This window comes from Methylosinus sp. Ce-a6, from assembly GCF_009811655.1.
Classification (GTDB): Bacteria; Pseudomonadota; Alphaproteobacteria; order Rhizobiales; family Beijerinckiaceae; genus Methylosinus.
Genome location: NZ_BGJX01000037.1, coordinates 1 through 22,369 on the forward strand (window position 1 = coordinate 1; position 22,369 = coordinate 22,369).

Annotated in this window: 21 protein-coding genes and 2 pseudogenes; 15 read left to right on the forward strand and 8 right to left on the reverse strand. The window is 64.9% G+C overall.

What is annotated here, in order from left to right; genetic code table 11:
* Nucleotides 1–195: 195 nt before the first annotated feature.
* Entirely contained in the window at nt 196–318 is a 123-nt protein-coding gene (locus Mspo_RS20125) for a hypothetical protein (RefSeq protein ID WP_256366370.1), read from the forward strand.
* Here Mspo_RS20125 and Mspo_RS16830 read toward each other — a convergent pair.
* A pseudogene (locus tag Mspo_RS16830) lies at nt 318–858 on the reverse strand (IS66 family transposase zinc-finger binding domain-containing protein); the annotation flags it as partial. The gene Mspo_RS20125 and the pseudogene Mspo_RS16830 sit on opposite strands and share 1 nt — an antisense overlap.
* A 440-nt stretch (nt 859–1,298) precedes the next feature.
* Here Mspo_RS16830 and Mspo_RS16835 point away from each other — a divergent pair.
* The 9 genes and pseudogenes from Mspo_RS16835 (at nt 1,299) to Mspo_RS16875 (ending at nt 11,010) form a co-directional block, all read left to right on the forward strand.
* The gene (locus Mspo_RS16835) at nt 1,299–4,688 is read left to right on the forward strand and encodes an SNF2-related protein (protein ID WP_159731764.1); all 3,390 of its coding nucleotides are present in this window, start codon (nt 1,299–1,301) and stop codon (nt 4,686–4,688) included.
* A 425-nt stretch (nt 4,689–5,113) separates the two neighbouring features.
* On the forward strand, nt 5,114–5,380 hold the full coding sequence (locus Mspo_RS16840) for a toxin-antitoxin system HicB family antitoxin (RefSeq protein ID WP_159731766.1): 267 nt from the start codon (nt 5,114–5,116) through the stop codon (nt 5,378–5,380).
* Nucleotides 5,381–5,421: 41 nt separating this feature from the next.
* A pseudogene (locus tag Mspo_RS16845) lies at nt 5,422–5,505 on the forward strand (recombinase family protein); the annotation flags it as partial.
* A 155-nt stretch (nt 5,506–5,660) separates the two neighbouring features.
* Nucleotides 5,661–6,338, forward strand: a complete 678-nt coding sequence (locus Mspo_RS20015) for a universal stress protein (RefSeq protein WP_244613514.1) — start codon at nt 5,661–5,663, stop codon at nt 6,336–6,338.
* 133 nt (nt 6,339–6,471) lie between these two features.
* On the forward strand, nt 6,472–7,299 hold the full coding sequence (locus tag Mspo_RS16855) for a cytochrome c oxidase subunit II (protein WP_159731768.1): 828 nt from the start codon (nt 6,472–6,474) through the stop codon (nt 7,297–7,299).
* A gap of 47 nt (nt 7,300–7,346) precedes the next feature.
* On the forward strand, nt 7,347–9,113 hold the full coding sequence (locus Mspo_RS16860) for a cbb3-type cytochrome c oxidase subunit I (RefSeq protein ID WP_159731769.1): 1,767 nt from the start codon (nt 7,347–7,349) through the stop codon (nt 9,111–9,113).
* On the forward strand, nt 9,110–9,817 hold the full coding sequence (locus tag Mspo_RS16865; RefSeq protein ID WP_159731771.1) for a cytochrome c oxidase subunit 3: 708 nt from the start codon (nt 9,110–9,112) through the stop codon (nt 9,815–9,817). The genes Mspo_RS16860 and Mspo_RS16865 overlap by 4 nt, the downstream gene beginning before the upstream one ends.
* A 20-nt stretch (nt 9,818–9,837) precedes the next feature.
* Nucleotides 9,838–10,560, forward strand: a complete 723-nt coding sequence (locus Mspo_RS16870; RefSeq protein WP_159731773.1) for a heme-copper oxidase subunit III family protein — start codon at nt 9,838–9,840, stop codon at nt 10,558–10,560.
* A 33-nt stretch (nt 10,561–10,593) separates the two neighbouring features.
* Nucleotides 10,594–11,010: a cytochrome C oxidase subunit IV family protein gene (locus Mspo_RS16875; protein ID WP_159731775.1), complete on the forward strand. Its 417-nt coding sequence runs from the start codon at nt 10,594–10,596 to the stop codon at nt 11,008–11,010.
* Nucleotides 11,011–11,281: 271 nt separating this feature from the next.
* Here the strand turns inward: Mspo_RS16875 and Mspo_RS16880 are convergent, their stop codons facing one another.
* Complete coding sequence (locus Mspo_RS16880; protein ID WP_159731777.1) at nt 11,282–11,797, reverse strand: CBS domain-containing protein; 516 nt, start codon at nt 11,795–11,797, stop codon at nt 11,282–11,284.
* Nucleotides 11,798–12,208: 411 nt separating this feature from the next.
* Here Mspo_RS16880 and Mspo_RS16885 point away from each other — a divergent pair, with 411 nt between their 5' ends.
* Genes Mspo_RS16885 through Mspo_RS16900 form a run of 4 tightly spaced genes read left to right on the forward strand, consistent with a single transcriptional unit; the run spans nt 12,209 to nt 15,186 of the window.
* The gene (locus tag Mspo_RS16885) at nt 12,209–12,607 is read left to right on the forward strand and encodes a nuclear transport factor 2 family protein (protein WP_159731779.1); all 399 of its coding nucleotides are present in this window, start codon (nt 12,209–12,211) and stop codon (nt 12,605–12,607) included.
* A 55-nt stretch (nt 12,608–12,662) separates the two neighbouring features.
* Nucleotides 12,663–14,015, forward strand: a complete 1,353-nt coding sequence (locus tag Mspo_RS16890) for an FAD-binding protein (protein WP_159731781.1) — start codon at nt 12,663–12,665, stop codon at nt 14,013–14,015.
* Nucleotides 14,012–14,647, forward strand: coding sequence for a sigma-70 family RNA polymerase sigma factor (locus Mspo_RS16895; protein WP_159731783.1), 636 nt, complete (start codon nt 14,012–14,014; stop codon nt 14,645–14,647). Before Mspo_RS16890 ends, Mspo_RS16895 begins: the two co-directional genes overlap by 4 nt.
* A complete protein-coding gene (locus tag Mspo_RS16900; RefSeq protein WP_159731785.1) occupies nt 14,635–15,186 on the forward strand; it encodes a cupin domain-containing protein in 552 nt (183 codons plus the stop codon). Before Mspo_RS16895 ends, Mspo_RS16900 begins: the two co-directional genes overlap by 13 nt.
* A 282-nt stretch (nt 15,187–15,468) precedes the next feature.
* On the opposite strand, the gene Mspo_RS16905 is transcribed toward Mspo_RS16900, so the two are convergent.
* From Mspo_RS16905 to Mspo_RS16930, 6 genes are all read right to left on the reverse strand, one after another.
* A complete protein-coding gene (locus Mspo_RS16905; protein WP_159731787.1) occupies nt 15,469–16,293 on the reverse strand; it encodes an ABC transporter permease in 825 nt (274 codons plus the stop codon).
* Nucleotides 16,294–16,386: 93 nt separating this feature from the next.
* On the reverse strand, nt 16,387–17,139 hold the full coding sequence (locus Mspo_RS16910) for an ABC transporter ATP-binding protein (RefSeq protein WP_159731789.1): 753 nt from the start codon (nt 17,137–17,139) through the stop codon (nt 16,387–16,389).
* Nucleotides 17,136–18,086: a YVTN family beta-propeller repeat protein gene (locus Mspo_RS16915; protein ID WP_244613515.1), complete on the reverse strand. Its 951-nt coding sequence runs from the start codon at nt 18,084–18,086 to the stop codon at nt 17,136–17,138. Before Mspo_RS16915 ends, Mspo_RS16910 begins: the two co-directional genes overlap by 4 nt.
* A 179-nt stretch (nt 18,087–18,265) precedes the next feature.
* Nucleotides 18,266–19,453, reverse strand: a complete 1,188-nt coding sequence (locus Mspo_RS16920; protein WP_159731793.1) for an ABC transporter substrate-binding protein — start codon at nt 19,451–19,453, stop codon at nt 18,266–18,268.
* A 25-nt stretch (nt 19,454–19,478) separates the two neighbouring features.
* On the reverse strand, nt 19,479–19,883 hold the full coding sequence (locus tag Mspo_RS16925; RefSeq protein ID WP_159731795.1) for a calcium-binding protein: 405 nt from the start codon (nt 19,881–19,883) through the stop codon (nt 19,479–19,481).
* 248 nt (nt 19,884–20,131) lie between these two features.
* Complete coding sequence (locus tag Mspo_RS16930; protein WP_159731797.1) at nt 20,132–20,752, reverse strand: response regulator transcription factor; 621 nt, start codon at nt 20,750–20,752, stop codon at nt 20,132–20,134.
* Nucleotides 20,753–20,856: 104 nt separating this feature from the next.
* On the opposite strand from Mspo_RS16930, the gene Mspo_RS16935 reads away from it, so the two are divergent.
* The gene (locus Mspo_RS16935) at nt 20,857–22,206 is read left to right on the forward strand and encodes an ATP-binding protein (protein WP_159731799.1); all 1,350 of its coding nucleotides are present in this window, start codon (nt 20,857–20,859) and stop codon (nt 22,204–22,206) included.
* Nucleotides 22,207–22,369: the final 163 nt, after the last annotated feature.

Consider the following 22,369-nt stretch of genomic DNA (forward strand, 5'->3'; position numbering starts at 1 on the left):
GAAGCGCGACCTCGGGTGCGATCACTCGAAAATAACCCGACGGCTCCGCCAAAGAAAGCGATCAAATATCCGTACATACACTGTTGCGGCGAGCCGTAAGCGCCGTTCTTATCCCATAGCTGTTGCAATGGATAACGGCTTGCAATTCTTTGCGACAAGGCGTTGCAAGCCTTTGCCGCAAAGAATTGCCAACGATTGTTCGGCGCGCTGGTGTGCGATCAGGCGGCCGGCGCCGCCGGCGAGGATTTGAAGGCCCAGGGCATCAGTTCGTCGATGCGTGATCGCGGATGGCCGTGGAAGGCCATCGTTCTTATCTAATCGGCCAGAACGGCGCGGTCGAGCATGACGCCGTGTCGCGCGGAGACCTGCGATTGGCGGTAGAGCGGCATGCGCTCGCTGAACTTGGCGACCGCCACTTGCGCCAGCAGCGCCTCGGTGGGAACGCCGCCTCTATCAGATGTGCGGGAGCCGGCCCTGGGCGACGCCCGTGCAGCCCCTCGGACAGGCGTAACGGGGCCGCACGGTCTCGATGACGCGATATTGCGCTGGCGTCACGTCGAGGCGGCTGGAGCGGTCCTCGCCGATCCGAACAGGCCGCAGCCGCAGGGACAGGCGAGGCTCTCTGGCTCGATCACGCGCTCGACGCGCGGCAGATGAGCAGGAAAGGCGCGCGCGGCGCGGCCGGCGCGCTCCCTCGTCGCCGGGCGCCCCGAGCGGCGCGCGATCGTCCTCCCGCTCCTGGACTTCGGCGATCGCGATCTCGATATCTTCCGGAACGAGCTGCAACTGATCGGGATCGAGCTTCTCCGAACGCTTGCCGAAGCGCGCGCGTTCATATTCCTTGACGAGCAATTGCAGCTCTGCGAGTCGGGCGGGATCGAAGCGCGGCGTCGGCTGCCCTTATCGGACACGGTTCCGAACGGCCCGAAAATCGGCACCCGAGGGGTCGGCGGCGGGAAAAAGGACCGCTTTTGTGAGCCCGGGTCTCGGGAAGTCCGACTCGTTTTCATGCTTAACACATTGAAATACAGATATTTTAGAGCCGCGTCGGTTCATTCACGCGGCGTTTCCACAAGGTCTCGGCATTTCCGATTCGATTTCGCGGAGGTCATTGCGATTGAACGAACGCCGCCGAGCTCGGCGGGTTCGCGGGCGAGCCCTCGCGGAAACCTTGTGCACAAGGCGCCGCAGCGCCAGCTCGGGATTGCATCCGTGGAATAGTCTTCCCAGAATCGTCGCCTCCGGCAGGCGCGCAATGCCGCTTCTCCGACGCGCACGCGCGAGCAATCGACGAAGCCATGATCTACGACGAGAACGATATTTTGTTGCATGTCGGCCTCCGCGCGCTCGAAGCGGGCCGAATATATCGAGCCCAGGGGCGCGTCCTCCACTATGCGAACGGCGGCGATTCGATCTCGGCGCAAGTGCATGGCAACGAGCGTCGACCCTATGAGCAGGACATTGTCGTCACGGGCTCCGAATCGGGAAAGGCGACGATCCGGAGCGAATGCACCTGCCCCGTCGGCGAGGGGTGCAAGCATGTCGCCGCGGCGCTGCTCGAAGGCCTCGCGCGCAAATCCGCGCCCCACGCGCCTCCGAGAGCGCTCCCCCGCGTCGAGACCATGCCGCCGCCAGCAAAGCCCGTCGCCCTCGAGCTGCCGCCGCAGCTCGCCTCATGGCTGCACGCGCTGGAAGAGGCGCGCGAGCGCGGCTCGGAAGACTATCCCAAAGGCCAGCAGCAACGCATCGTCTACGTATTCGCCCCCGAAGCGCGCTGTGACGGCGGCATCCCCCGCCTCCAGCTCGTCATCCACTCCACCCGGCTCCTCAAGGACGGCTCGTTTTCCCCCTCCTCGCGTCCCTATGATTCGAGACACGCGCTCACCTCGTCGAGCCCGGCGAAATTTCTGCGCCCCACGGATTTTCGCAGCTTCCGCATGATCGCCGCCGCCTGCGACCGCTTCGGCTATTACTCGTCCGAATCGCCCTTCACCGACGACGGCGCGCTCGAGATCGTCGAAGCCATTCTCGCGACCGGCCGCGCGCGCTGGCTGACGGTCGGCGGCGCGGCGCTGTCTCTCGGGCCGACGCGGCCGGGTCGCATCCACTGGGACGCAGGCGACGGCGCGGAACTGCGGCTGCGCCTCGACGCCGGAGACGGCCTCGTCACGCTCAATGCGGCGCCGCCCGTCTATGTCGACGCCAAAGCCGGGCTGATCGGCGTCATCGATCTCGGCCTCGCGCCGAAACTCGCGCATCGACTCGTCGGCGCGCCGGCGGCGCCGGTGGAGCACGCGGCGCTGCTCGCCGAGCGCATGGCGCAAAAGCTCCCCGATCTCGCGCCGCTGGCCCCGCCGCCGCCGGCGCCGCCCGTTCTCTATACGGAGCCGCCGCGTCTCGCGCTGCGGCTGATGCGCGCCGAGCTGCCGCTCGAAAGCGCGGCCGCGCCGCATTACTCCTCCTATTACGGCTGGCGGGAGCCGACCGAGCCGATCGGCCTCGCCCGCGTCGTCTTCCGCTACGGCCCGGTCGACATCGGCGTCGCCGAAGCGAAAGACACGCTGACCCGCTTCCACCAGGGCGGCCTCGTCGAGATCCATCGCGACCGGCAGGCGGAGGCGGCCGCTCTGAAAACGCTGCGCGCCAATGGCTTCGTCGAAGCGCCCAAAATGCGCCGGCGCGCGCCGAACAAATTCGCGCATGACTTTCTGCCCGACGAAGACGATGAATTCGCCTGGCACGACGCGCTCTATCGTGATCTCCCGCGCCTCGCGGAGCTCGGCTGGACGATCGAGATCGACGCGGATTTTCCCGTCCGCCTGCTGACCGGCCGCGGCGTCGACGCCGAGATTCGCGAAACTACGGGAATCGATTGGCTCGAGCTCGAGCTCGGCGTCACGATCGACGGCGAGACCATCGATCTCGTGCAGCCGATCGCGGCGATGATCGGCGCGCCGGATTTCGATCGCCGGATATTCGCCGTGAACGAGAACGACGACGAGCCGTTTTATCTCGGCCTCGCCGATGGCCGCTTCCTCGCCTTGCCGAGAGCGCGGATCGCGCCGATCGTCGCGGCGATCTGGGAGCTGGCTTGCGGCGGCGCGCTCCAAGGCGCGGACAAAAGGTTGCGCCTCTCGCCGATGGATCTCGCCGGCCTCGCCGCCTTCGAGGAGGCGACCGGCGGCGCGGGGCTCTCCTGGCGCGGCGGCGAAAAGCTGCGCGAGATGGGGCGAAAACTGACGGCGAATGGCGGCCTCCCCGACGTCGCCTTGCCCGAGACCTTCTGCGCGACGCTGCGTCCCTATCAGGCGCAGGGCGTCGCCTGGCTCGCCTTTCTTCGCGGTCTCGCGCTCGGCGGCGTGCTCGCCGATGACATGGGCCTCGGCAAGACCGTCCAGGCGCTCGCGCTCATCGCCATAGAGAAAGCCGCCGGGCGGCTCGGAGCGCCGGCGCTCGTCATCGCGCCGACGAGCCTCATGGCCAATTGGCGGCGCGAGGCGGAAAAATTCGCGCCCGATCTCGCCGTCGTCGTCCTGCAAGGGAGCGACCGCAAGAAGCGTTTCGCCGAGATCGACGCCGCCGACATCGTGCTCTCCACCTATCCGCTGATCTCGAAGGATCACGAGACGCTCGCGGCGCGCCAATGGAGCCTCGTTTTTCTGGACGAGGCGCAGACGATCAAGAATCCCAACGCCGCGACCACGCGGCTCATCCGCTCGCTGCGCGCCGGCACGCGCTTCTGCCTCACCGGGACGCCGCTCGAGAACCATCTCGGCGAGCTGTGGTCGATCTTCTCTTTCGCCCTGCCCGGATTCCTCGGCGACCTTCCCGGTTTCACCCAGGCGTTTCGCACTCCCATCGAGAAGAAAGGCGATGCGGAGCGGGGCAGGCTGCTGGCCAAGCGGATCAAGCCCTTCCTGCTGCGACGCACGAAGGAAGAGGTCGCGAACGAGCTGCCGCCCAAGACCGAAATCGTCGAGCGCGTCGAGATGGAGCCGGCGCAGCACGATCTCTACGAATCCATCCGCCTCTCCATGCATGAGAAGGTGCGCGCCGCCATCGCCGCCAAGGGCTTTTCCCGCAGCAGGATCGTGATCCTCGACGCGCTGCTGAAGCTGCGGCAATGCTGCTGCGATCCGCGCCTGCTGAAGCTCTCCGCGAAAGCCTCCGCCAAGGCGCGATCCGCGAAGCTCGAGCGCTTGATGGAATTGCTCGAAGCGCTCATCGACGAAAAGCGCCGCGTGCTGGTGTTTTCGCAGTTCACCTCCATGCTCGATCTCATCCGCCCCGAGCTCGACGCGCGCGGCGTCGCCTACTCGCTGCTCACCGGCGACACGCGCGACCGCGCCGCGGCGGTCAACGATTTTCAGGACGGCCGCACGCGCGTTTTTCTCATCAGCCTCAAGGCCGGCGGCGTCGGCCTCAACCTCACCGCCGCCGACACGGTGATCCTCTATGATCCCTGGTGGAACCCGGCCGTCGAGGATCAGGCGATCGACCGCGCCCATCGCATCGGCCAGGACAAGCCCGTTTTCGTCCACAAGATCGTCGTCTCGGGCACGATCGAGGAGAAAATGACCGTGCTGAAGGAGAAGAAGCGCGCGCTGGCCGAGAGCCTCTTCGACCATGACGGGACCCCGACCCTCGCCCTCACCGAGGCCGATCTCGATATGCTGTTCGCGCCATGACGTCGGGACGCGCCTTCTCGGCTTGCCGTTCGGCTGGTTCTTCCTGCAATTGGATCGCCCCGGACGTCGGGCGCGCGCGATAGCTGCCGGCCCGCAGGCGCAGCATGTTCGACTACCCGATTGCAACGCGAAGGTTCTGCTGCGCTGGGGCGACGCCCGCTATCTATTCTGAATGCGCGGTCTATCCTCGGTGTCGTCGAAATCGGCGATCTCGTCGTCCGACTGTCGTCATCGCTCACGACGCCGAGGACGCGATCGAGATCGGCTTCAGGGGCCGGCCATTGCAGCAGACCGTCATCCTCTAGCCGTTCGAGATCCGGAGAGCGTCGCCCAATCGAGAATCGAGCGGCAAATCGACGAGCGCGGCCGCATCCAGCCTCGCCGGGCGCTGGGCGAAGGCGCGCCAAAGGCGGTGAACTCGGAAAATGAGCAAAGCGACTTATCCCCTAAAGCTGCCTGCCTCCCTCAAAAAGGAGGCGGCCAGACTTGCGAAACAGGACGGCGTTTCGTTGAATCAATGGATTGCGACGGCCGTCGCCCAGAAAATCGGCGTCGTCGAAACGACGGCCGAGTTCCCGAAGCGTCGCGCTGGAAACGCGAGCGGCTCCGGTTTGTCGGAGATCCTTCGGCAAGCGCCCGACCGCGCGCCGGATCCCGGCGACGAGTTGCCCCCCGATTGGGTTTCGTCGTGAAGAAGTCTCCATCGCTCACCTCGAAGCCGGTCACCTGACCCATGCCCCTGATCGGCTACGCCCGCGTCTCGACCGAGGACCAGGTCACGGACGCCCAGACCGATGTGCTGAAGGCGGCCGGCTGTCAATCAGCCATGACGAGGCATTTTTGAAAGCGCTCGGCCCGAACAGGACCATCGAGTTACCGGGATAGCCATTTTTCCCATGAGCGGTCGCTTCGGGATCGCTCGCGTTCTTCACGAAGGCATCGCGTTCGAGAGGGGGGAATAGCGTAAACATAGTGATCGTCACTATCGGTCGCGCCCGCCAGTCCCTGCTCCCGCTGACGTTCACCCGGCCGTTGGCAGGCATGGAAACCCGAATATTCCCGAGCCTTTGCGCCGCCGCTCTCGTGACCGCGCTCCGTCCTCGACTGGATGACGATCGTCGCGCGACCCGTTCCCGCCACGGCGACGATCGTTCCTCCGCGCATGCGAGCCATTGCGAAGCGGATGCAACGCCACAGTTATCATCACGGCGAGCGCGGGAGGCGGCCATGTTCAAGAGAATTCTCGTCCCGATCGATCTGACGGAACAGGCGCTCACAGCGCAGGCCATGAGCGTCGCCGAAGCGCTGGCGGAAAAATTCGATAGCGACATGCGCCTCGTCAACGTTCAGTCGCTCGTTCCCATATCGATGATCGACTATGCGCCCGAAAATTTTGAGCAGAGCATTCGGATCGGACTCGAGAATGAAATTGCGGCTGTCGCCGCCGGATGCAAGCGGCCCCCAAAGCGTATTTCCACCACTATACTGTTCGGTCCTGTCGATCAGAATATTATCGCGGAGGCCCGAGATTGGGCGGCGGATGCGATCGTCATCGGTTCTCATAGACCGGGCAAGGATCGATTCCTCATAGGTTCGAATGCGAGCGCGGTCGTCAGACATACGGCCTGCTCGGTCTTGGTGGTTCGATAGACGCTCGACCCAGGGCTCGGCCGGCCTCGCAAATGCCCTTTTGACGCGCGCGTCGTTTTGAGCCTACACTGCACCTAAACGTGAGATCGGCCACGGTCTCATGACGCTCATGCTCGTTGCGGGATCGGCTGAAATGCTCGTCGCACTTGTCATGGTCCTCGTCGTGGCCGGATCCCTCGCGTTCCATTTCTTGAGCCCCTGGCGCGCGACGCCGATCGCTTCGAACTGGGGCTTCATAGACGATACGGTAGCGCTGACGTTCTGGATCACGACCGCGGGCTTCGTCGCCGTCGTGCTGTTCATGGCCTATTGCCTGTATCGCTTCCGCCATCAGCCGGGGCGACGCGCCGCCTATGAGCCGGAAAATCAGAAGCTGGAGGCATGGCTCGCGATCGTGACGACGATCGGGGTCGTTCTTCTTCTCGCGCCGGGGCTGCTCGTCTGGGGTCAATATATCACCGCGCCAGAAGGGGCGATGGAGGTCGAGGCCGTCGGCGTCCAATGGAACTGGAGCTTCCGCCTGCCGGGGGCCGACAAGAAGCTCGGCGCGAGCGACGTTCGCTTGGTCGACGGCGCGAATCCGCTCGGCGTCAGTCCTTCCGATCCCAGGGGCCGGGACGATCTCATCGTCGCCGACGGCGAATTGCATCTGCCGTTGGGAAAGCCAGTGAAAATGCTGCTGCGCTCTCTGGACGTTCTTCATGATTTCTACGTGCCGCAGATCCGAGCGAAGATGGATCTCGTGCCGGGACTCGTCAGCTATCTCTGGTTTACGCCGACGAAGATCGGCCAATATGAGATTCTCTGCGCCGCCTATTGCGGCGTCGGACATCCTCAAATGCGCGGAACGCTGATCGTCGATGAGGAGGCCGATTACGCCAGATGGCTCTCGGCTCAGCAGACCTTCGAGCAGTCGCGCAAGTCGGACAAAGGCGGGGAGAAGAGCGCTTCGAACGAATAATCGTCTGCGCATGGCGCGTCGAATGGGGCGGGAGGAGAGACGAGCCGATGACCGACCTGACGGGACGAACCGAGGACGCGGCTCCGCCCGCGGAAGTTCCAGAGATGGAGCTGTTTCATGCGCATAGTTTCCTGACGAAATATGTTTTCTGCCAGGACGCCAAGGTCATCGCCATACAATACGCCGGCACCGCCATCGCCATCGGCTTGGTCGCGCTGGTCCTGTCCTGGGTCATTCGCATTCAGCTCGCTTTTCCCGGCGCCGTGGCTCTCATCGACGCCAAGGTCTATTACCAGGCCGTGACCATGCACGGCATGATCATGGTCGTCTACATGCTGACGGCCATCTTCCTCGGCGGCTTCGGCAATTACCTCATACCGTTGATGGTGGGCGCGAGGGACATGGTGTTTCCCTTCGTCAACATGCTCAGCTATTGGGTCTATCTGCTCGCGACGCTGGTTCTGGCGGCGAGCTATTTCGCGCCGGGCGGCCCCTCTGGAGCCGGGTGGACTCTCTATCCGCCGCAATCGATCCTCACCGGCACGCCGGGCTACGACTACGGCATCGTCATGATGCTCGCGTCGCTCATCCTGTTCATCGTCGGCTTCACGATGGGCGGCCTCAACTATGTCGTGACCGTGCTGCAGGCGCGCACGCGCGGCATGACGCTGATGCGCATGCCGCTCACCGTATGGGGTATTTTCGCCGCGGCGGTGATGGCGTTGCTCGCCTTCCCGGGCCTCTTCGTCGCCTGCGTGATGCTTCTTCTCGACCGCACGCTCGGAACGAGCTTCTTCATGCCGGCGATCGTCGAGTTCGGCGAGCACAAGGCATATGTCGGCGGCAGCCCGATCCTCTTCCAGCATCTCTTCTGGTTCTTCGGGCATCCCGAGGTCTATATCGTGGCGCTGCCGGCGTTCGGCATCGTGTCCGACCTCATAAGCGTCCACGCGCGCAAGAATATCTTCGGCTACAGGATGATGGTCTGGGCGATCATCGCCATCGGCGTGCTCAGCATGGTCGTTTGGGGCCACCATATGTATGTCAGCGGCATGGATCCGCTATTCGGCTTTTTCTTCGCCGTGACGACGCTGGCCATCGCCGTGCCGACGGCGCTGAAGGTCTATAATTGGGTGATCACGCTCTGGCGCGCAGACATCAGCTTCACGACCCCGATGCTGTTCGCGCTGGGGTTTCTGGTCACCTTCGTCAATGGCGGCCTCACCGGCCTCTACCTCGGCAATGTGATCGTCGACGTGCCTCTGTCTGCGACGCTTTTCGTCGTCGCGCATTTCCACATGGTGATGGGCATCGCCCCCGTTCTCGTCATTTTCGGCGCGATCTATCATTGGTATCCGAAGATCACCGGCAGAATGATGGACGAGACGCTGGGAAAGGTTCATTTCTGGATCACCTTCCTCGGGGCCTATGCGATCTTCTTCCCGATGCATTATCTCGGCGTGCTCGGCGTGCCGCGCCGCTTCTACGAGCTGGGCGAGACCGCCTTCGTTCCCGACTCGGCGCATCTGCTCAACGTCTCGATCACCGTCCTGGCGCTCGTCGTCGGCTTCGCGCAGGCGATATTCTTCTATAATCTGTTCACAAGCCTGAAGCGCGGCAAGCCCGCGGGCGGAAATCCCTGGCGGGCGGCGTCGCTCGAATGGCAGACGCCAGAGACGCCGCCGGGCCATGGCAATTGGGGCGACGAGCCGCCGATCGTCTATCGCTGGGCTTACGCCTATAGCGTGCCCGGGGCGCCCGAGGACTATATCCCACAGAACGAGCCGCCGATCAGAGGAGAGCTTTCTTCATGAGCGTGATGGGGCTGCTCTTCGTCGTGATCGCTTCCATCGCGGCGACGTGGCTGTGGCGTCAGGGCGTGCTGCAGGCGCCCTGGCTTCAGGAAGGCGAGGTCGCAGCCTATTCGGGGCGCGCGGTCGCGCCTCCGCCCGCGGCGAAGGTCGGCCTCGGCGTGTTCCTCGCCGTCGCGGCCTGCGTCTTCTCGCTGATGACCGCCGCCTATTTCATGCGCCAGAGCTCGCCGGACTGGCGGACGCCGCCGATGCCGGGCGTGTTGCTGCTCAACACGCTGACGCTCATCGCGAGCAGCGTCACGATTCAGATGGCGCATTTCGCCGCCATGCAGGGGGCGCGCGAGCGGCTCGAGGCCTGGCTCGTCGCGAGCGCCGCGCTGTCGCTCCTATTCGTCATGGGTCAGCTCTGGGCGTGGCGCGAATTGATCGCCGCCGGCGTCTACGCCGCGGGAAATCCCGCCAACGCCTTCTTCTATCTGCTCACAGGCGCCCATGGCCTGCATCTGATCGGCGGACTGGTCGCGATGGCGGGCGCGATCGGCAAAGTCCGGGACCAGCAGCGGACGCCCGAGAGTCTCGCGTCGAGCGTCGAGCTCTGCGCGATCTATTGGCACTTCCTCTTATTCGTCTGGCTGCTGCTCTTTCTGATGCTGACCGGGCGGGCCGACGCGCTCGGGGCCATCTGCCGACGCATACTCAGCTGAACCAGCGCAGGACGAGGCACATGAGCTCGGAACCCACGACCACGTCCGATCATTTCTCGCAGCGGCCGTCGGGCCTTTTGGGCGTCATGGCCGACTGGAGCTCGGACCAGCGCTCGTTCAAGACCGCGTCCTGGCGCAAGGCGATGATGTGGGTCTTCCTCGTCAGCGACACCTTCATCTTCAGCTGCTTTCTGATTTCGTACATGACGGTGCGCGTCTCCACGACGGTGGAGTGGCCGCATCCGAGCGAAATATTCGCGCTCGAGTTCGACGGGCGCAAAATTCCGCTGATCCTCATCGCCATCATGACCTTCGACCTCATCACGAGCTCGGGCACAATGGCGCTCGCGGTGAATTACGCCTATGCGCGCAAGCGCAGGGCCGCCGCGATTCTGATGGTCGCTACGGCTGTCATCGGCGCAGCCTTCGTCGGCATGCAGGCCTTCGAATGGAGCAAGCTGATTCACGAAGGCGTGCGGCCCTGGGGCAATCCGTTCGGGGCCGCCCAGTTCGGCTCCTCCTTCTTCATGATCACCGGCTTCCATGGGTTCCACGTGTCCATGGGCGTCATCGCCTTGCTGATTATCGCGCGCAACGTCTGGCGGGGGGACTATGACAGCGGTCGCCGCACCACATATTCTCATCGCGCCGGCGATTATGAAATCGTCGAGGTCGTGGGGCTCTATTGGCACTTCGTCGACCTCGTCTGGGTCTTCATCTTCGCTTTCTTTTATCTCTGGTGACATGCGGCGGCCGCCACTCCTCAAGAGGCAGACATGACATCGACGACGAAAACGGACAGGGTGGACGCGACGGTCGTGGCTCACGCGGAGATCGCGCGCAGCCATCATGCGGGCGCTGCGACGCCGAAAGCTCACGCTCATGGCCGGCAGCATCCGCTCAAGCTCTATTTCACGGTCTGGATTCTGCTGTTCGTGCTGAGCGCCGGCTCCTATGCCGTCGACTACTTCAACTTTCACGGCTACCTGCGTTGGACGCTCATCATCGCCTTCATGCTGATGAAGGCGGGCCTGATCGTGGCCGTCTTCATGCACATGGCCTGGGAACGGCTCGCGCTCGTCTATGCGATCTTGCTGCCGCCGCTCGCCGTGCTCGTCTTCATGGGGATCATGGCAATCGAGGGCTATTACACCAATTTTTCACGTTTGGTGTTTTTCGCCTCCAAATCTTGAGGCGGGGGAGATGGCATGAACGGCGCTCCGACGCGCAGAGCGATCTTGCTGGTCGCAACGGCCGTCGCGATCGTCTGCGTCGTCTTCTTCGCCGCTTGGCGCGCCGTCGAACGACTGGGGATGATCGGGCAGTGACGCCCGCCCGCGTCTCCGACACGATCGCCGACGACGCGAGGTCTTTCCGTGTTTCATCGAAACGCGGAAAGGCGCCGAGCTTTTGTTTTGCCGCGTTTCCAACGCCGAACCGGCGTCCACTGCGGCTGCGAACGCTCTAAAGCAATTTTATCAGGGCGACGATCGCGACTGTATAAATCATCACGCCGCCGAAGAGAATCGGTAGTTGCGAGGCAGGCCCCTTGATCGTCTCGGACGCCTTGCCGCCGACGATGGAGATCAGCTCCGGCCAGGAGTGCGAAACGAAATCGCCCTGCGAAAGCAGATTGACGAGCCGTCCCTCCTCGTCCACGACCGGCAGATGACGGAAGCGCTTGTTCGACATCATGCGCAGCCAGTCATAGTGCTCGTCGTCGATTTTCGCGAGATAGGGCTCTCGCGTCATGATCACCGAGAGCGGCGTCGTTTCGGGATCGAGCTTGCGACCGAGCAAGCGGCGCAGAAGATCACGCTCGGTGACGATACCGCGCACATTCCGATCGCCGTCGACGATGACGACGGAGCCGATGTTCATCGCCGCCATGGTTTCAACGGCGGTGGACACCATTTCCTCACCCCGCAGCGCAAATGGCTCGGGCTTGTTCTGGAATTCGGGAAGCTCTTCGATTCTCATGGACCGCTCCTCCCATCGTCGCCTGCGCGCCTGATTTCGACCGCGCTCGTGACGGGCGCGCCGGAGCATTCGCCACGTTCAGTCTCGCACTTTTAGTGCAGTCCGTCGAGGCTTTTGCATTGCAAAAAGAGACATGTCTTCGCCCTCGACGTCATCGTGGCTGTCGATTGGCTGGTGACGCGTCACCCCGATCGATCTTCCCATTCGCCGCCATCGCTTCGTCCTCCGGCCGCCGATCGGCCGCGGCTCCGGCACGGGCGCAGCAGGAATTCGGATGCGCGGCGGCGATGCGATTTTTTCGAGGCGCTCGCGCATCCGAAGCGGGCGCCTCCCGTGTAACCGCTTCGCAAGCTGCGCGAAGGGCCGATCGGTCCGACGCCGGACGATCATCCGAAACGAAGAGAAACGACCATGAGCGCCAATTCCGATTTCATCCGCTCCCTCTATGCCGCCTTCGGCCGCGGCGATGTGAAGGCCATCCTCGACAATCTCGATTCCTCGATCGAATGGACCTCGAACGGCGACGGCGCCGTCATTCCCTGGGGCGGCGCGCGCCACGGAATCTCCGGCGCCGCCTCCTTCTTCCAGGCGCTCGCGGACAATCTCGATTTCGAGGCCTTCGAACCGCGGGAGTTCTTCGACGCCGGCGATGCGGTGACGGTGATCGGCCGCACCAGAGCGCGCGTGAAGAAATCGGGCGGCGTGTTCGATTGCCAATGGGCGCATGTCTTCGTCGTGCGCGGCGGCAAGCTCGCGAGCTTCCGCGAATTCTATGACACCGCCGCCATGGAGCGCGCCGTCGCCGCGTGATCGACCCGCGCCGGCGCATCCGGCGCGAATTTTTTCAACGAAGGCGGGGGACGCCATGACACATCACGATCATCGCATCGCCGAGGAGGCTCGGCTCGTCGAGGGCCTCGTCGTCGCCGAGGGCAAGAGCTATTCCAACTGGGGCGGCCACCGCTCGACGCGGCCGGCCGTCTATGTCGAGCCGATCCGCTACGCCGATGTGCAGGCGGTCGTGCGCGACGTCGCGCGCTTCCCGACGCCAGTCAATCCGGCGGGCTCCCTGCTGTCGGTGGCGCCGGCCTTCGTCAATGACGGCGGCACGCTCGTCTGCATGCGCAAGCTCGATGAGATTCTCGGCGTCGAGACCGATGCGCGCGGGCGCACGGTCGTGCGCGTTCAGGCCGGCTGTCGGCTGAAGAAGCTGAATATGTGGCTACAGGCGCGACGCCTCGAGATTCCGTTCCAGGCTGAGATCGGCGAGGCGACGGTCGGCTCCGTCGCCGTCGGCGACACCAAGGAATCCTCGCTCGACGCGCCCGGTTATTTCTCCGCCCATGTCGTCGAGATCACCTATGTCGACGAGGCCGGCGCGCTGCGCGTCATCTCCGATCACGCCGACGGCTCGGCTTTTCAGGAGTTCAAATGCAGCTTCGGACTCTCCGGAATCGTCGTCGAATGCCTGGTCGAGACGCGTCCGGCGACGCTGTGCCGCAGCGACGTGTCGATCATCGTCTACGAGACGCCGGCGCAATTGTCGGAAGACCTGCTGGCGCGGCGCGGGCGATGCGACGCCCTGCTCGCCATCGTCTTCCTCGACAGGCTCGCGTGCGTCTATGACGAGCGCTTCCAGGCCGGGCCGGGCTCGGTCACGCCGGAATCGTCGCAGCCGCAATGCGAGGCCTTCCGCGCCGCCAAGCGTTTGGCGATCCAGCGCGGCTTCGATGGGGTGGAGGTTCCGCAGCCCAAGGGGCTCGTCTATTCGCGCGCGGATTTCGTCAATGAATATTGGCGGCCCGAGCGAAGCGAGAAACGCCTCGATTTTCAATATTACGAGCACGACGTCTCGCAGCTCGCGCGCGTCGTCGAGGAAACCTACGCCTTCACGGGCGACTTCGCGCGAGAGACAGGCTTTGCGCCCAATGGCTGGGCCGCCTATTTCGTGCGGCGGCCGCGCGCCGAGCTGAAACCCTTCGGCCTCTATTCCGGCGGGCCGGGCGTCTCTTTCTCCTTCGATCCGATCTCGAGCGATCCCGACGAGCCGCGCTGGCGAGAGTTCTCGAGACGCTACAACGAGCTCGCCATCCGCACATTCGGCGCGCGCGTGTCGCCGATCCAGACGCAATGGCTGAAGAAGGGCGACGTCGCCATTCCGCGGCGTCTCGCCAGGCCGCGCTTCACCACCGCCTATTTCGCCGAGTTCCTGGAATGAGCGCCGCCGCGGCCTGCATGGAGGGAGCGCCTCGTCTCGACGAGGCGCCGCGCTTCGTCTATGGTCACGGTGGGCCGAAGATCGGCGAGCCGGCGAGCATGGGCGAGCTTACCAACGAGGCGCTTCTGTTGCGCGTCGCCGAGGGCGACCGCGGCGCCTTTCGAGAGCTCTACGCCGCGACCTCTTCGCGGCTCTATGGCGTCTGTCTCGCTCTGCTGCGCGATCGCGCCCGCGCCGAGGAGGCGTTGCAGGACGCTTTCGTGCGCATCTGGGAGCGCGCCTCCGCTTTCGACGCGACCAAGGGCGCCGCCCTCGCCTGGATGTCCGTCGTCGCGCGCCGCGTCGCGCTCAATGAGCTGCGCCGCCCGGACCGCGACCATCGCTCGCTCGACGACGAGGGCGAAGAGCTGCCCGAAATCGCGGCCGAGCTGCCGGAGCAAGACCCGATCGGCAAAGGACGGCTGATGATCTGCCTCGACAAGCTCGACGCCGAGCGTCGACAATGGGTGTTGCTCGCTTATGTGCATGGCTATTCGCACGAGGAGCTCGCGCGCCGGTTCGAGCGTCCGCTCGGCACGATGAAATCGGCGCTGTTCCGCGGGCTCGCCGATTTGCGAAAGTGCATCTCTTGAGCGGGGCGGAGGACGATATGGATGCGGCGCTCTTCGTCGCCGGCGCTCTGACCGCGGCCGAGCACGCGGCTGCGCTCGAGCGGATGACGCGCGATCCCGTCTTCGCGGCGCAGATTCGCGAATGGGAGGCGGCGCTCGCGCCGCTCGCCGGACTCGCGCCGCCGGCGCCGGCGCCCGTGGGCGCCTTCGAGAAGATCGCGGAGCGTCTCGACGCGCGACTGCGTCTCGAGCGGGTGAGCCGCACGCTGCGGGCAGAGGACGGCGACTGGATTGAGGTCTCGCCGGGAATGCGTGTGAAGATCCTGCACCGAAATATGGAGCTCCGTCGCCAGACCGTGCTGCTCGACATAGAGCCGGGCGCCGTCTATCCGGCGCATGATCATCCGCAAGACGAAGAAATCTATATGATCTCCGGCGATCTCGCGATCGGCGGCGAGGAATTGAAGCCGGGCGATTTTCATGTGTCGCCCGCAGGCGGCCGCCATTCGACCTCGACGACCCGCGCCGGCTGCCGCTGCATCGTCTCAATGGCGATGTGACGAAGCGATCGCGTGGCGGCGTTGGCGCAAGAATTCCATGCGCTCGAGCCCTGGCAGGCCCTGCAGCGAGCGGCGGCTGGCTGCAGGACGTCAGTCGTCTCGTCGCCGAGAAGCTCGAGCGCGAGGCCATTTGCGCCGAGGGTTGGAAATGGGTCGAGCCTCGCTTCGCTCGAGCGTCACTCGTAGCGTAGCGCCTGGATCGGATCGAAATGCGCGCCGATCCGACAGTCTCGTCAAAACGCCGCAATCTCGTCTTTCCGGAGCGGGCTCTGCGGCCTCCGCTCAGCCGCCCTTGCGCGTCAGCATCCCCTTCGCCGGATCATAGGCGATGAGCGCGCCCACGGCGAAAACCGTCGTATAGGCCGCCACCGCTGCGAGCGAATCCCAGGAGATTTTCTCATAGAAGGCGAAGCGGATGAGCTCCACCGCATGGGTGAAGGGATTGGCGAGGCATGCCCAATAGAGAAAAGGGCTCGACTCCTGCACGCGCCACAGCGGATAGAGCGCGGAAGAAGCGAAGAACATAGGGAAGATGACGAAATTCATCACGCCGGCGAAATTCTCGAGCTGCTTGATCGCCGAGGAGAGCAGCATTCCGAGCGCGCCGAACATCAGCCCCGCCAGCGCCAGCGCCGGCAGCACGGTGAGATAGCCGAGCGGCGTCGGCGGCTCGATCTCCCAGAAATAGGCGATGATCAAATAGGCGTAGACCTGCAGGATCGACACGGCGACGCCGGCGAGGAGCTTGGCGCCGAGCAGGAACCAGCGCGGAAAGGGCGAGACGAGCAGCGTGCGCATATTGCCCATCTCGCGGTCGTAGACCATGGAGAGCGAGGACTGCATGCCGTTGAAGAGCTGGATCATCGCCATTAGTCCGGGCGTGATGTAGACCTCGTAGAGCACGTAGGTTTCATAGGGCGGGATGATCGAGACGCCGAGCACCTGGCGAAATCCCGCCGCGAAAATGAAGAGCCAGACGAGCGGGCGCACCAGCGCCGAGACGAAGCGCTCGCGCTGATGCAGGAAGCGCAGCGCCTCGCGCCAAACGACGCCGGAAAGGCAAATGACGTATTGGCGCGCGGTGAAGCCGCTCGTCTCACTGGTCATAGGAAATCCGTTTTGTGAGCGAGCCTCTAAGGCTCGCGGTCCAGGGCGCGCGTCGGACCGCGAGCCTTAGAGGCTCGCATCGCGAGGGCCGCATCACGCCGCGTCCCGCGCCTTCGCGCCGGTCAGGCGCTCGAAGGCGGCGCCGATGGTGTCGGTCCCCATCGCGGCCATTATGTTCGTCGATCTGTCGGCCGCAAGCACTTTGCCCTGATGCAGCACGACGACATCGTCCGTCGGCTCCACCTCGTCGATGAGGTGCGTCGTCCACAGCACGGCGAGGTTCCGCTCGGCGACGAGCTCTCGTACTTGGGCGAGAATATCGGCGCGCGCCTTTATGTCGAGGCCGACGGTCGGCTCGTCGAGCAGCAGCAGGCGCGGCTCGTGCAGCAGCGCGCGCAAGATTTCGACGCGGCGCATCTGGCCGCCGGAGAGATCGCGCGCCTTGTCCTCGGCGCGATCGGCGAGCCCCGCGCGCTCCAGCAGGCCCGAGCCGCGCCGCTTCGCCTCCGCGGGGCCGATTCCGTGCAGCGCGGCGTGATAGACGAAATTCTGCATCACGCTCAGTTCGAGATCGAGCGTGCGCGCCTGAAAGACGACGCCGAGCCGCCGCAGCGCCGCGCCGCTGTCGCGAGCGACGTCATGGCCGAAGATCTCGATTTTTCCCTCGCGCGCGGCGTAGAGCCGGGTGACGAGCGAGAAGAGCGTGCTCTTGCCGGCGCCGTTGAGGCCGAGCAGCACGGTGAAGCTGCCCGGCGCGACGGAAAAGCTGACATCGTCGAGCGCGCGCCGCGCGCCATAGCTATGGCCGATATGCGCGACCTCGAGGGCGGGCGGCTCGGCGCTCATTTCGTCGCGACCGCAATGCCCCAGGGGAAGGCGCCGACGGGAATCGACTTCACCACTTTGAGGCTCGCGACGTCGATGACCGAAACGTCATTGGAGACGCCATTGGCGGTCAAGAGATATTTCTCGTCCGGCGTGAAGGCGAGATGCCAGACGCGCTGGCCGACGAGGAGATATTTCTCGATTTTCTTCGTCGCCGTGTCGATGACGGCGACGCGGTTCGCCGGGCCGAGCGCGACGAAAGCGCGCTTGCCGTCATTGGTGAAGGAAATGCCGATCGGCTGGATCGCCTCTTTGGAGAGGCCCGGAATCTCGAAGCGGATTTTCTGCGTCACCGCATGGCTCTTCGGATCGATGACGGCGACCGTGCCGCCGATCTCGGAGGACACCCAGAGCTCGGAAGCGTCCGGCTTGAAGGCGGCGAAACGCGGGCGCGCGTCGACGAGCACATTGGCGATGATCTGCTTCGTCTGCGTGTCGATCAGATGCGCCATATTGGTCGTCTCGGACGTATTGACGAGAATGCGTCCATCCGGGCTCACCGCCATGCCTTCCGGCTCGACGCCGACCGGCACGTCGCCGATCTGCCGCTTGGTCTTGGCGTCGATCATGGTGACGAGATTGTCGTTCTCGTTCGACACGAAGACGGTTCTGCCGTCGGGGCTCAGTATCATCAGCTCGGGATCGGGGCCGGAGGGCAGATTGCCCGTGATCTTCAGCGTCTTCGTGTCCAGCACCTGGATCGTGTCGTCGTCGCCGGCACAGACATAGAGCTCGGAATTGTCCTTGGACAGCTCGATGCCGCGCGGCCGCCGGCCGACCTTGACGGTCTTGACCGCCTCGAGCTTGTCCGTATCGATGACGGTGATGGTGTTGCCTTTCTCATTGCCGACATAGGCGGTGAAGGCGTGGGCCGGGGCGGAGAGAAAGACAGCCGCCGCCGCGAACATGCGGAACGCGCGCCCCTTCTCCCGCTCGCGGGAGAAGGTGTCGCGCGAATGCGCGACGGATGCGGGCCCGTTCGGGACAGTCTTCTCGAGAGCCCTCATCCGACCCCACTTCGTGGGGCCACCTTCTCCCGTAAACGGGAGAAGGAGTCGCGCACGAAAATTATTGGTCAGCGTCATATTCATTTCAGCCTGCATTTTGTTTCGGGCTTGTCGACGCCCAATGTGTCGAGCTCGGAGGTCTGGTGCAGGAACCCCTCCTGCGGCGACACCGAAACCGTCATGCGGCCGTCGCTGAGCAGAATAGGCTGACGCAGCTGCCGATTCCAGGGCCGGACCGAAAGCCGCACGCCCTTGAAGGCGGCGATCGAGAAATCCGGGCCCGTGAGAAAAGCGGCGAGCTCCTTGGGATCGGCGGAGCTGGCGCGCGTCGCCGCCTCGCCGATCATGCGCGCGGCGACCCAGGCTTGATGATCGCGGGCGTTCATGCCGCGACGGAACTCCTTGCGGAAACGGTTTTGCAGCTGCGCCGCGCCCCATTGCTCATGCGCGGCGTCCCAGCTCATCGGCGCGAGGCCCGCCGAGCCCGCCACCGGACGCGGATCCCATGTGCGATAGGGCAGATAATTGCCGAAAACCTCGCTCTCGTCGGCGGCGATCAGCACGTCATAGGCCGGAGCCCCTTGCGTCAGCGGCGGAATCAGCCGCTGCGTCTGCACGCTGCCGGAATCGGAGCGGCGCCCGCCCTCCGTGTCGACATAGACGCGCTCATCAACGATTTTCGCGCCGAATTTCTTCGCGCTGGCGCGATAGGCCGCGGCGAGCAGCTCGTCTCGAGGATGCGAGCCTTTGACGAGAAGCCAGCGGCGCCATTGCTTCCAGACGAGATATTGCGCGAGGCCGTCCGTCAGCATGGAGCGCGTCGGCGCGACATGGACGACATTGGCGCGGCAATCGTCCTCGCGCAGGCGATCGTCGGTCGCGCTCACATTGAAGAGCAGCGCGTCGCGCGATTTCAGCGCGTCGGCGACATGCAGCAGGTCGTCGGCGGGAAGATCGGCGATAATGGCGATCGCGCCTTCATCGACGAGCTTTTGCGCGGCGGCGACGGCGTCCTCGCCGCTCGCGAGCTTCGCGTCGATCGCCTCATAGCTCTGGCCGGTGAAACGGCCGGTCGTATTATTGTCGGCGACGCCGATCAGCGCGCCGGCGAGCGTGTCGTCCTCGGCCGGCAGGTCGAGGATCGACAGGGTTTCGCTCGAATGCTGCTGGCGCAGCACGCCGAATTTCACCCGCAGAGGCTCGGCCGCGGCGGGGAGAATCGACAGCAGTGCGGCGATCGACGCGCCGATGACGCAACGCTTGATCATGACGCGCGACGCCGCTCCCTTTCGCTCAGCGGATCAGCTTCAGCAGCGCCTGGCCGGCTTTCGACTTCAGCTCCTTGGCGTCGAGCGTGCCTTCGTCGTCCGTGTCGGCGGCTTTGAAGAGCTTGGCGACGAGGGCGAGATATTCGTCCTTCGTCAGCGTTTTGTCGTTGTCCGGATCGGCGGCGGCGAATTCTTTCTTGCCGATGCGCGCGCCGACTTCCTTGCGATCGACGGTGCCGTCATTGTCCTTCTCGAGCTTGTCGAAGACGGCCCCGGCGCCCTTGTTCACTTCCGCGAGGTCGAGCGTGCCGTCATTGTCGGTGTCGAAGGTCTTGATCGGCGAGGGTGCGGCGAAGGCCGGCTGCGCGACGATCGGAGAGGCCAGGCAGAAGCCCGCGCCGATGGCGAGAGCGACGAGTTTCGAACCCATGATGAGCTCCTCTGCTCGAGAAGTCTTCGAGCGCATTCCGCTCGAACGGAATCGTTCGAGCGACCCGAATTCGCTCCGAACGAAAACGCCGAGGCGAGAGCCCGAGCGTTCGATTCGCATACTATAGGCAGGCGCGGGCGATCCCACAAAGGGGGGGCTCGCACGGATGGCCGCGCCGAGGATCGCGACGCCTGTTCGGCTCCCGGCATCCCGTCGACCGCCGTGAGCGGGAGAAAAAAGGTCGCAATTCACGCCAGCCGCTGCTCGATCGCTATGCGCACAAGATCCATCGGCGTGCGCGCGCCGAGCTTACGCTTCAGCAGCGAGCATGTGTTGGCGATCGTCTTATAAGAGACATGCACCGCATCGGCGATTTCGGTCATGCTCGAGCCTTTGCCGAGCATCCGCAAGATCTCGAGCTCGCGCGAGCTCAATTCGGCGAGCGGATTGGCGAGCGCGGCGGTCTTGTCGAAGGCGAGACGGTTGGCGAGACGCGGCATCAGGAACACGCCGCCGGCCGCGACCTCGCGCACGGCGCGGAGCAGCAGGAAAGGATCGTCGTTCTTCGTCACATAGCCGCGCGCGCCGGCCTCGATCGCCCGCGCCGCGAAGATCGGATCGTCATTCATGGAAAAGACGACGATGCGCGCTTCCGCGTCGTGGCGCAACATGCGGCGCGTCAGCTCGAAGCCGGAGGCGCCCGGAAGATTGATGTCGACGACGGCGACGTCCGGCCGCCACTCGACGAAGATCGCCAGCGCCGTCTCCGCGTCGCCGGCGTCGCGCGCTTTTATGTCGCCCTCCCCGGAGAGCATGGCTGCGCAGCCGGAGACGATGATCGGATGATCGTCGACGATCAGGACACGCATCTCATGGCTCGCGCGAAAAGGACGTCCGCGCGCAACGCGTCGGGACGGATTGACCGGGCGCTACCCTTACGTAAAGTCGCGGCGCTTTGCAAAGGCGGGGCCCCATGCTCGAAGGATTGTCGTTGCGCGCCCGGTTGTTGACGCTGCTCGGCGCGACGCTCGCGGCCGGCCTCGCGCTCGGCGTCGGCTTGTTGATGCTGCACGCGGCCTCTCGTGTGCGCGCGGAATCCGACAGCACCGCGCTGCTCGCCCGGGAATTCGTGGCGACGGCGCTGGCCAGCCTCGAGGAGAGCGACGATCCTCTGCCGGCCTTGCGCGGCCGCCTCGCAGAGGTCGAGCGGCTGCGGCACATCCATATCTTCATGGTCGGCGCTGGCGAGGAAAAGGCGCTGGAGACGGAAGGCCGGCGGGCCCCGGCCTGGTTCGCGGCCCTCGTCGCCGGGCCGCCCAGCGTGACGCGCATCGCCCTGGACGGCCGCGGACGCCTGAGCGGAGAGCTGGCGCTCGTCGCGGAGCCAGGGGACGAGATCGACGAGATCTGGGAGGAGGCGTGGCTGCTGGCGCTGGGCGCGGCGGCTCTGGCCGTCGCCGGCTTCGGCGTGGTGTCGGTCGTCGTCTCGCGCGCGCTCGCGCCCGTCTCGACAGTCGCCGAGGCGTTGCGGCGTCTCGAGCGCGGCGACCGCAGCGTCCGCATCGCCGCCGGCGACACGCCGGAATTCGTCGCCATCGCCGATCGCGTCGACGCGCTGGCGGAGACGCTCGCGCGTCTCGACGCGGAAAACCGCGCGCTGGTCGAGCGCATCATCCATGTCCAGGACGAGGAGCGGCGCGACATCGCCCGCGATCTGCACGACGAGATCGGCCCCTTTCTGTTCACCATACGCGCCGGCCTCGGCGCGCTCGCCCGCAAGCTCGACGGCGCGCAGCAGGACGAGTGCCTGCGCATCGATGCGCAGCTCGGCGCGCTGCAACAGGTCAATCGCCGCATTCTCGGACGTCTGCGGCCGGCGGCGCTGGACGAGATGGGTCTCGAAGGGGCGCTGCAGGCGCTCACTCGAGGGTGGCGCGACCTCGATCCGAAGGTCGTCGTCGGCCTGCATGTGGCCGAGGCCGCCGCGCCGCGCGACGAGTCGATCGCGCTCACCGCCTATCGCATCGTCCAGGAGGGCCTGACCAATGTGTTCCGTCACGCGAGCGCCTCGCGCGTCGATGTGACGGTGGAGCAAATCGTCTCGGGTGGAAAAAGCGAATTGCGCGTCGCCGTGCGCGACGACGGCGCCGGCGTGCCGGAAGCCGTGCGCGAAGGCATGGGCCTGCGCGGAATGGGCGAGCGCGTCGCCGCCCTCGGCGGCCGGCTGACGCTCGATTCCGTCACGCCCCGCGGCGCGCTGCTGGAGGCGCGTCTGCCGCTCGAGACGAGCGCGCCGATCGAGCCTTTGTGCGATGCAAAATAAAGATGCGTCGCGAAACGGGAAATCCTTTCACGCTCACGCTCGCGGAGAGAAAAGGATTCGTGGCCTTTTCGTGACTTCGTCTCGGCGCGACGATCTGCCTCTCGCCAAGCCTCTTCAGATAGTTTATGTAGCAAAACGTACAAAGCGGGAGCAGCGCAATCCC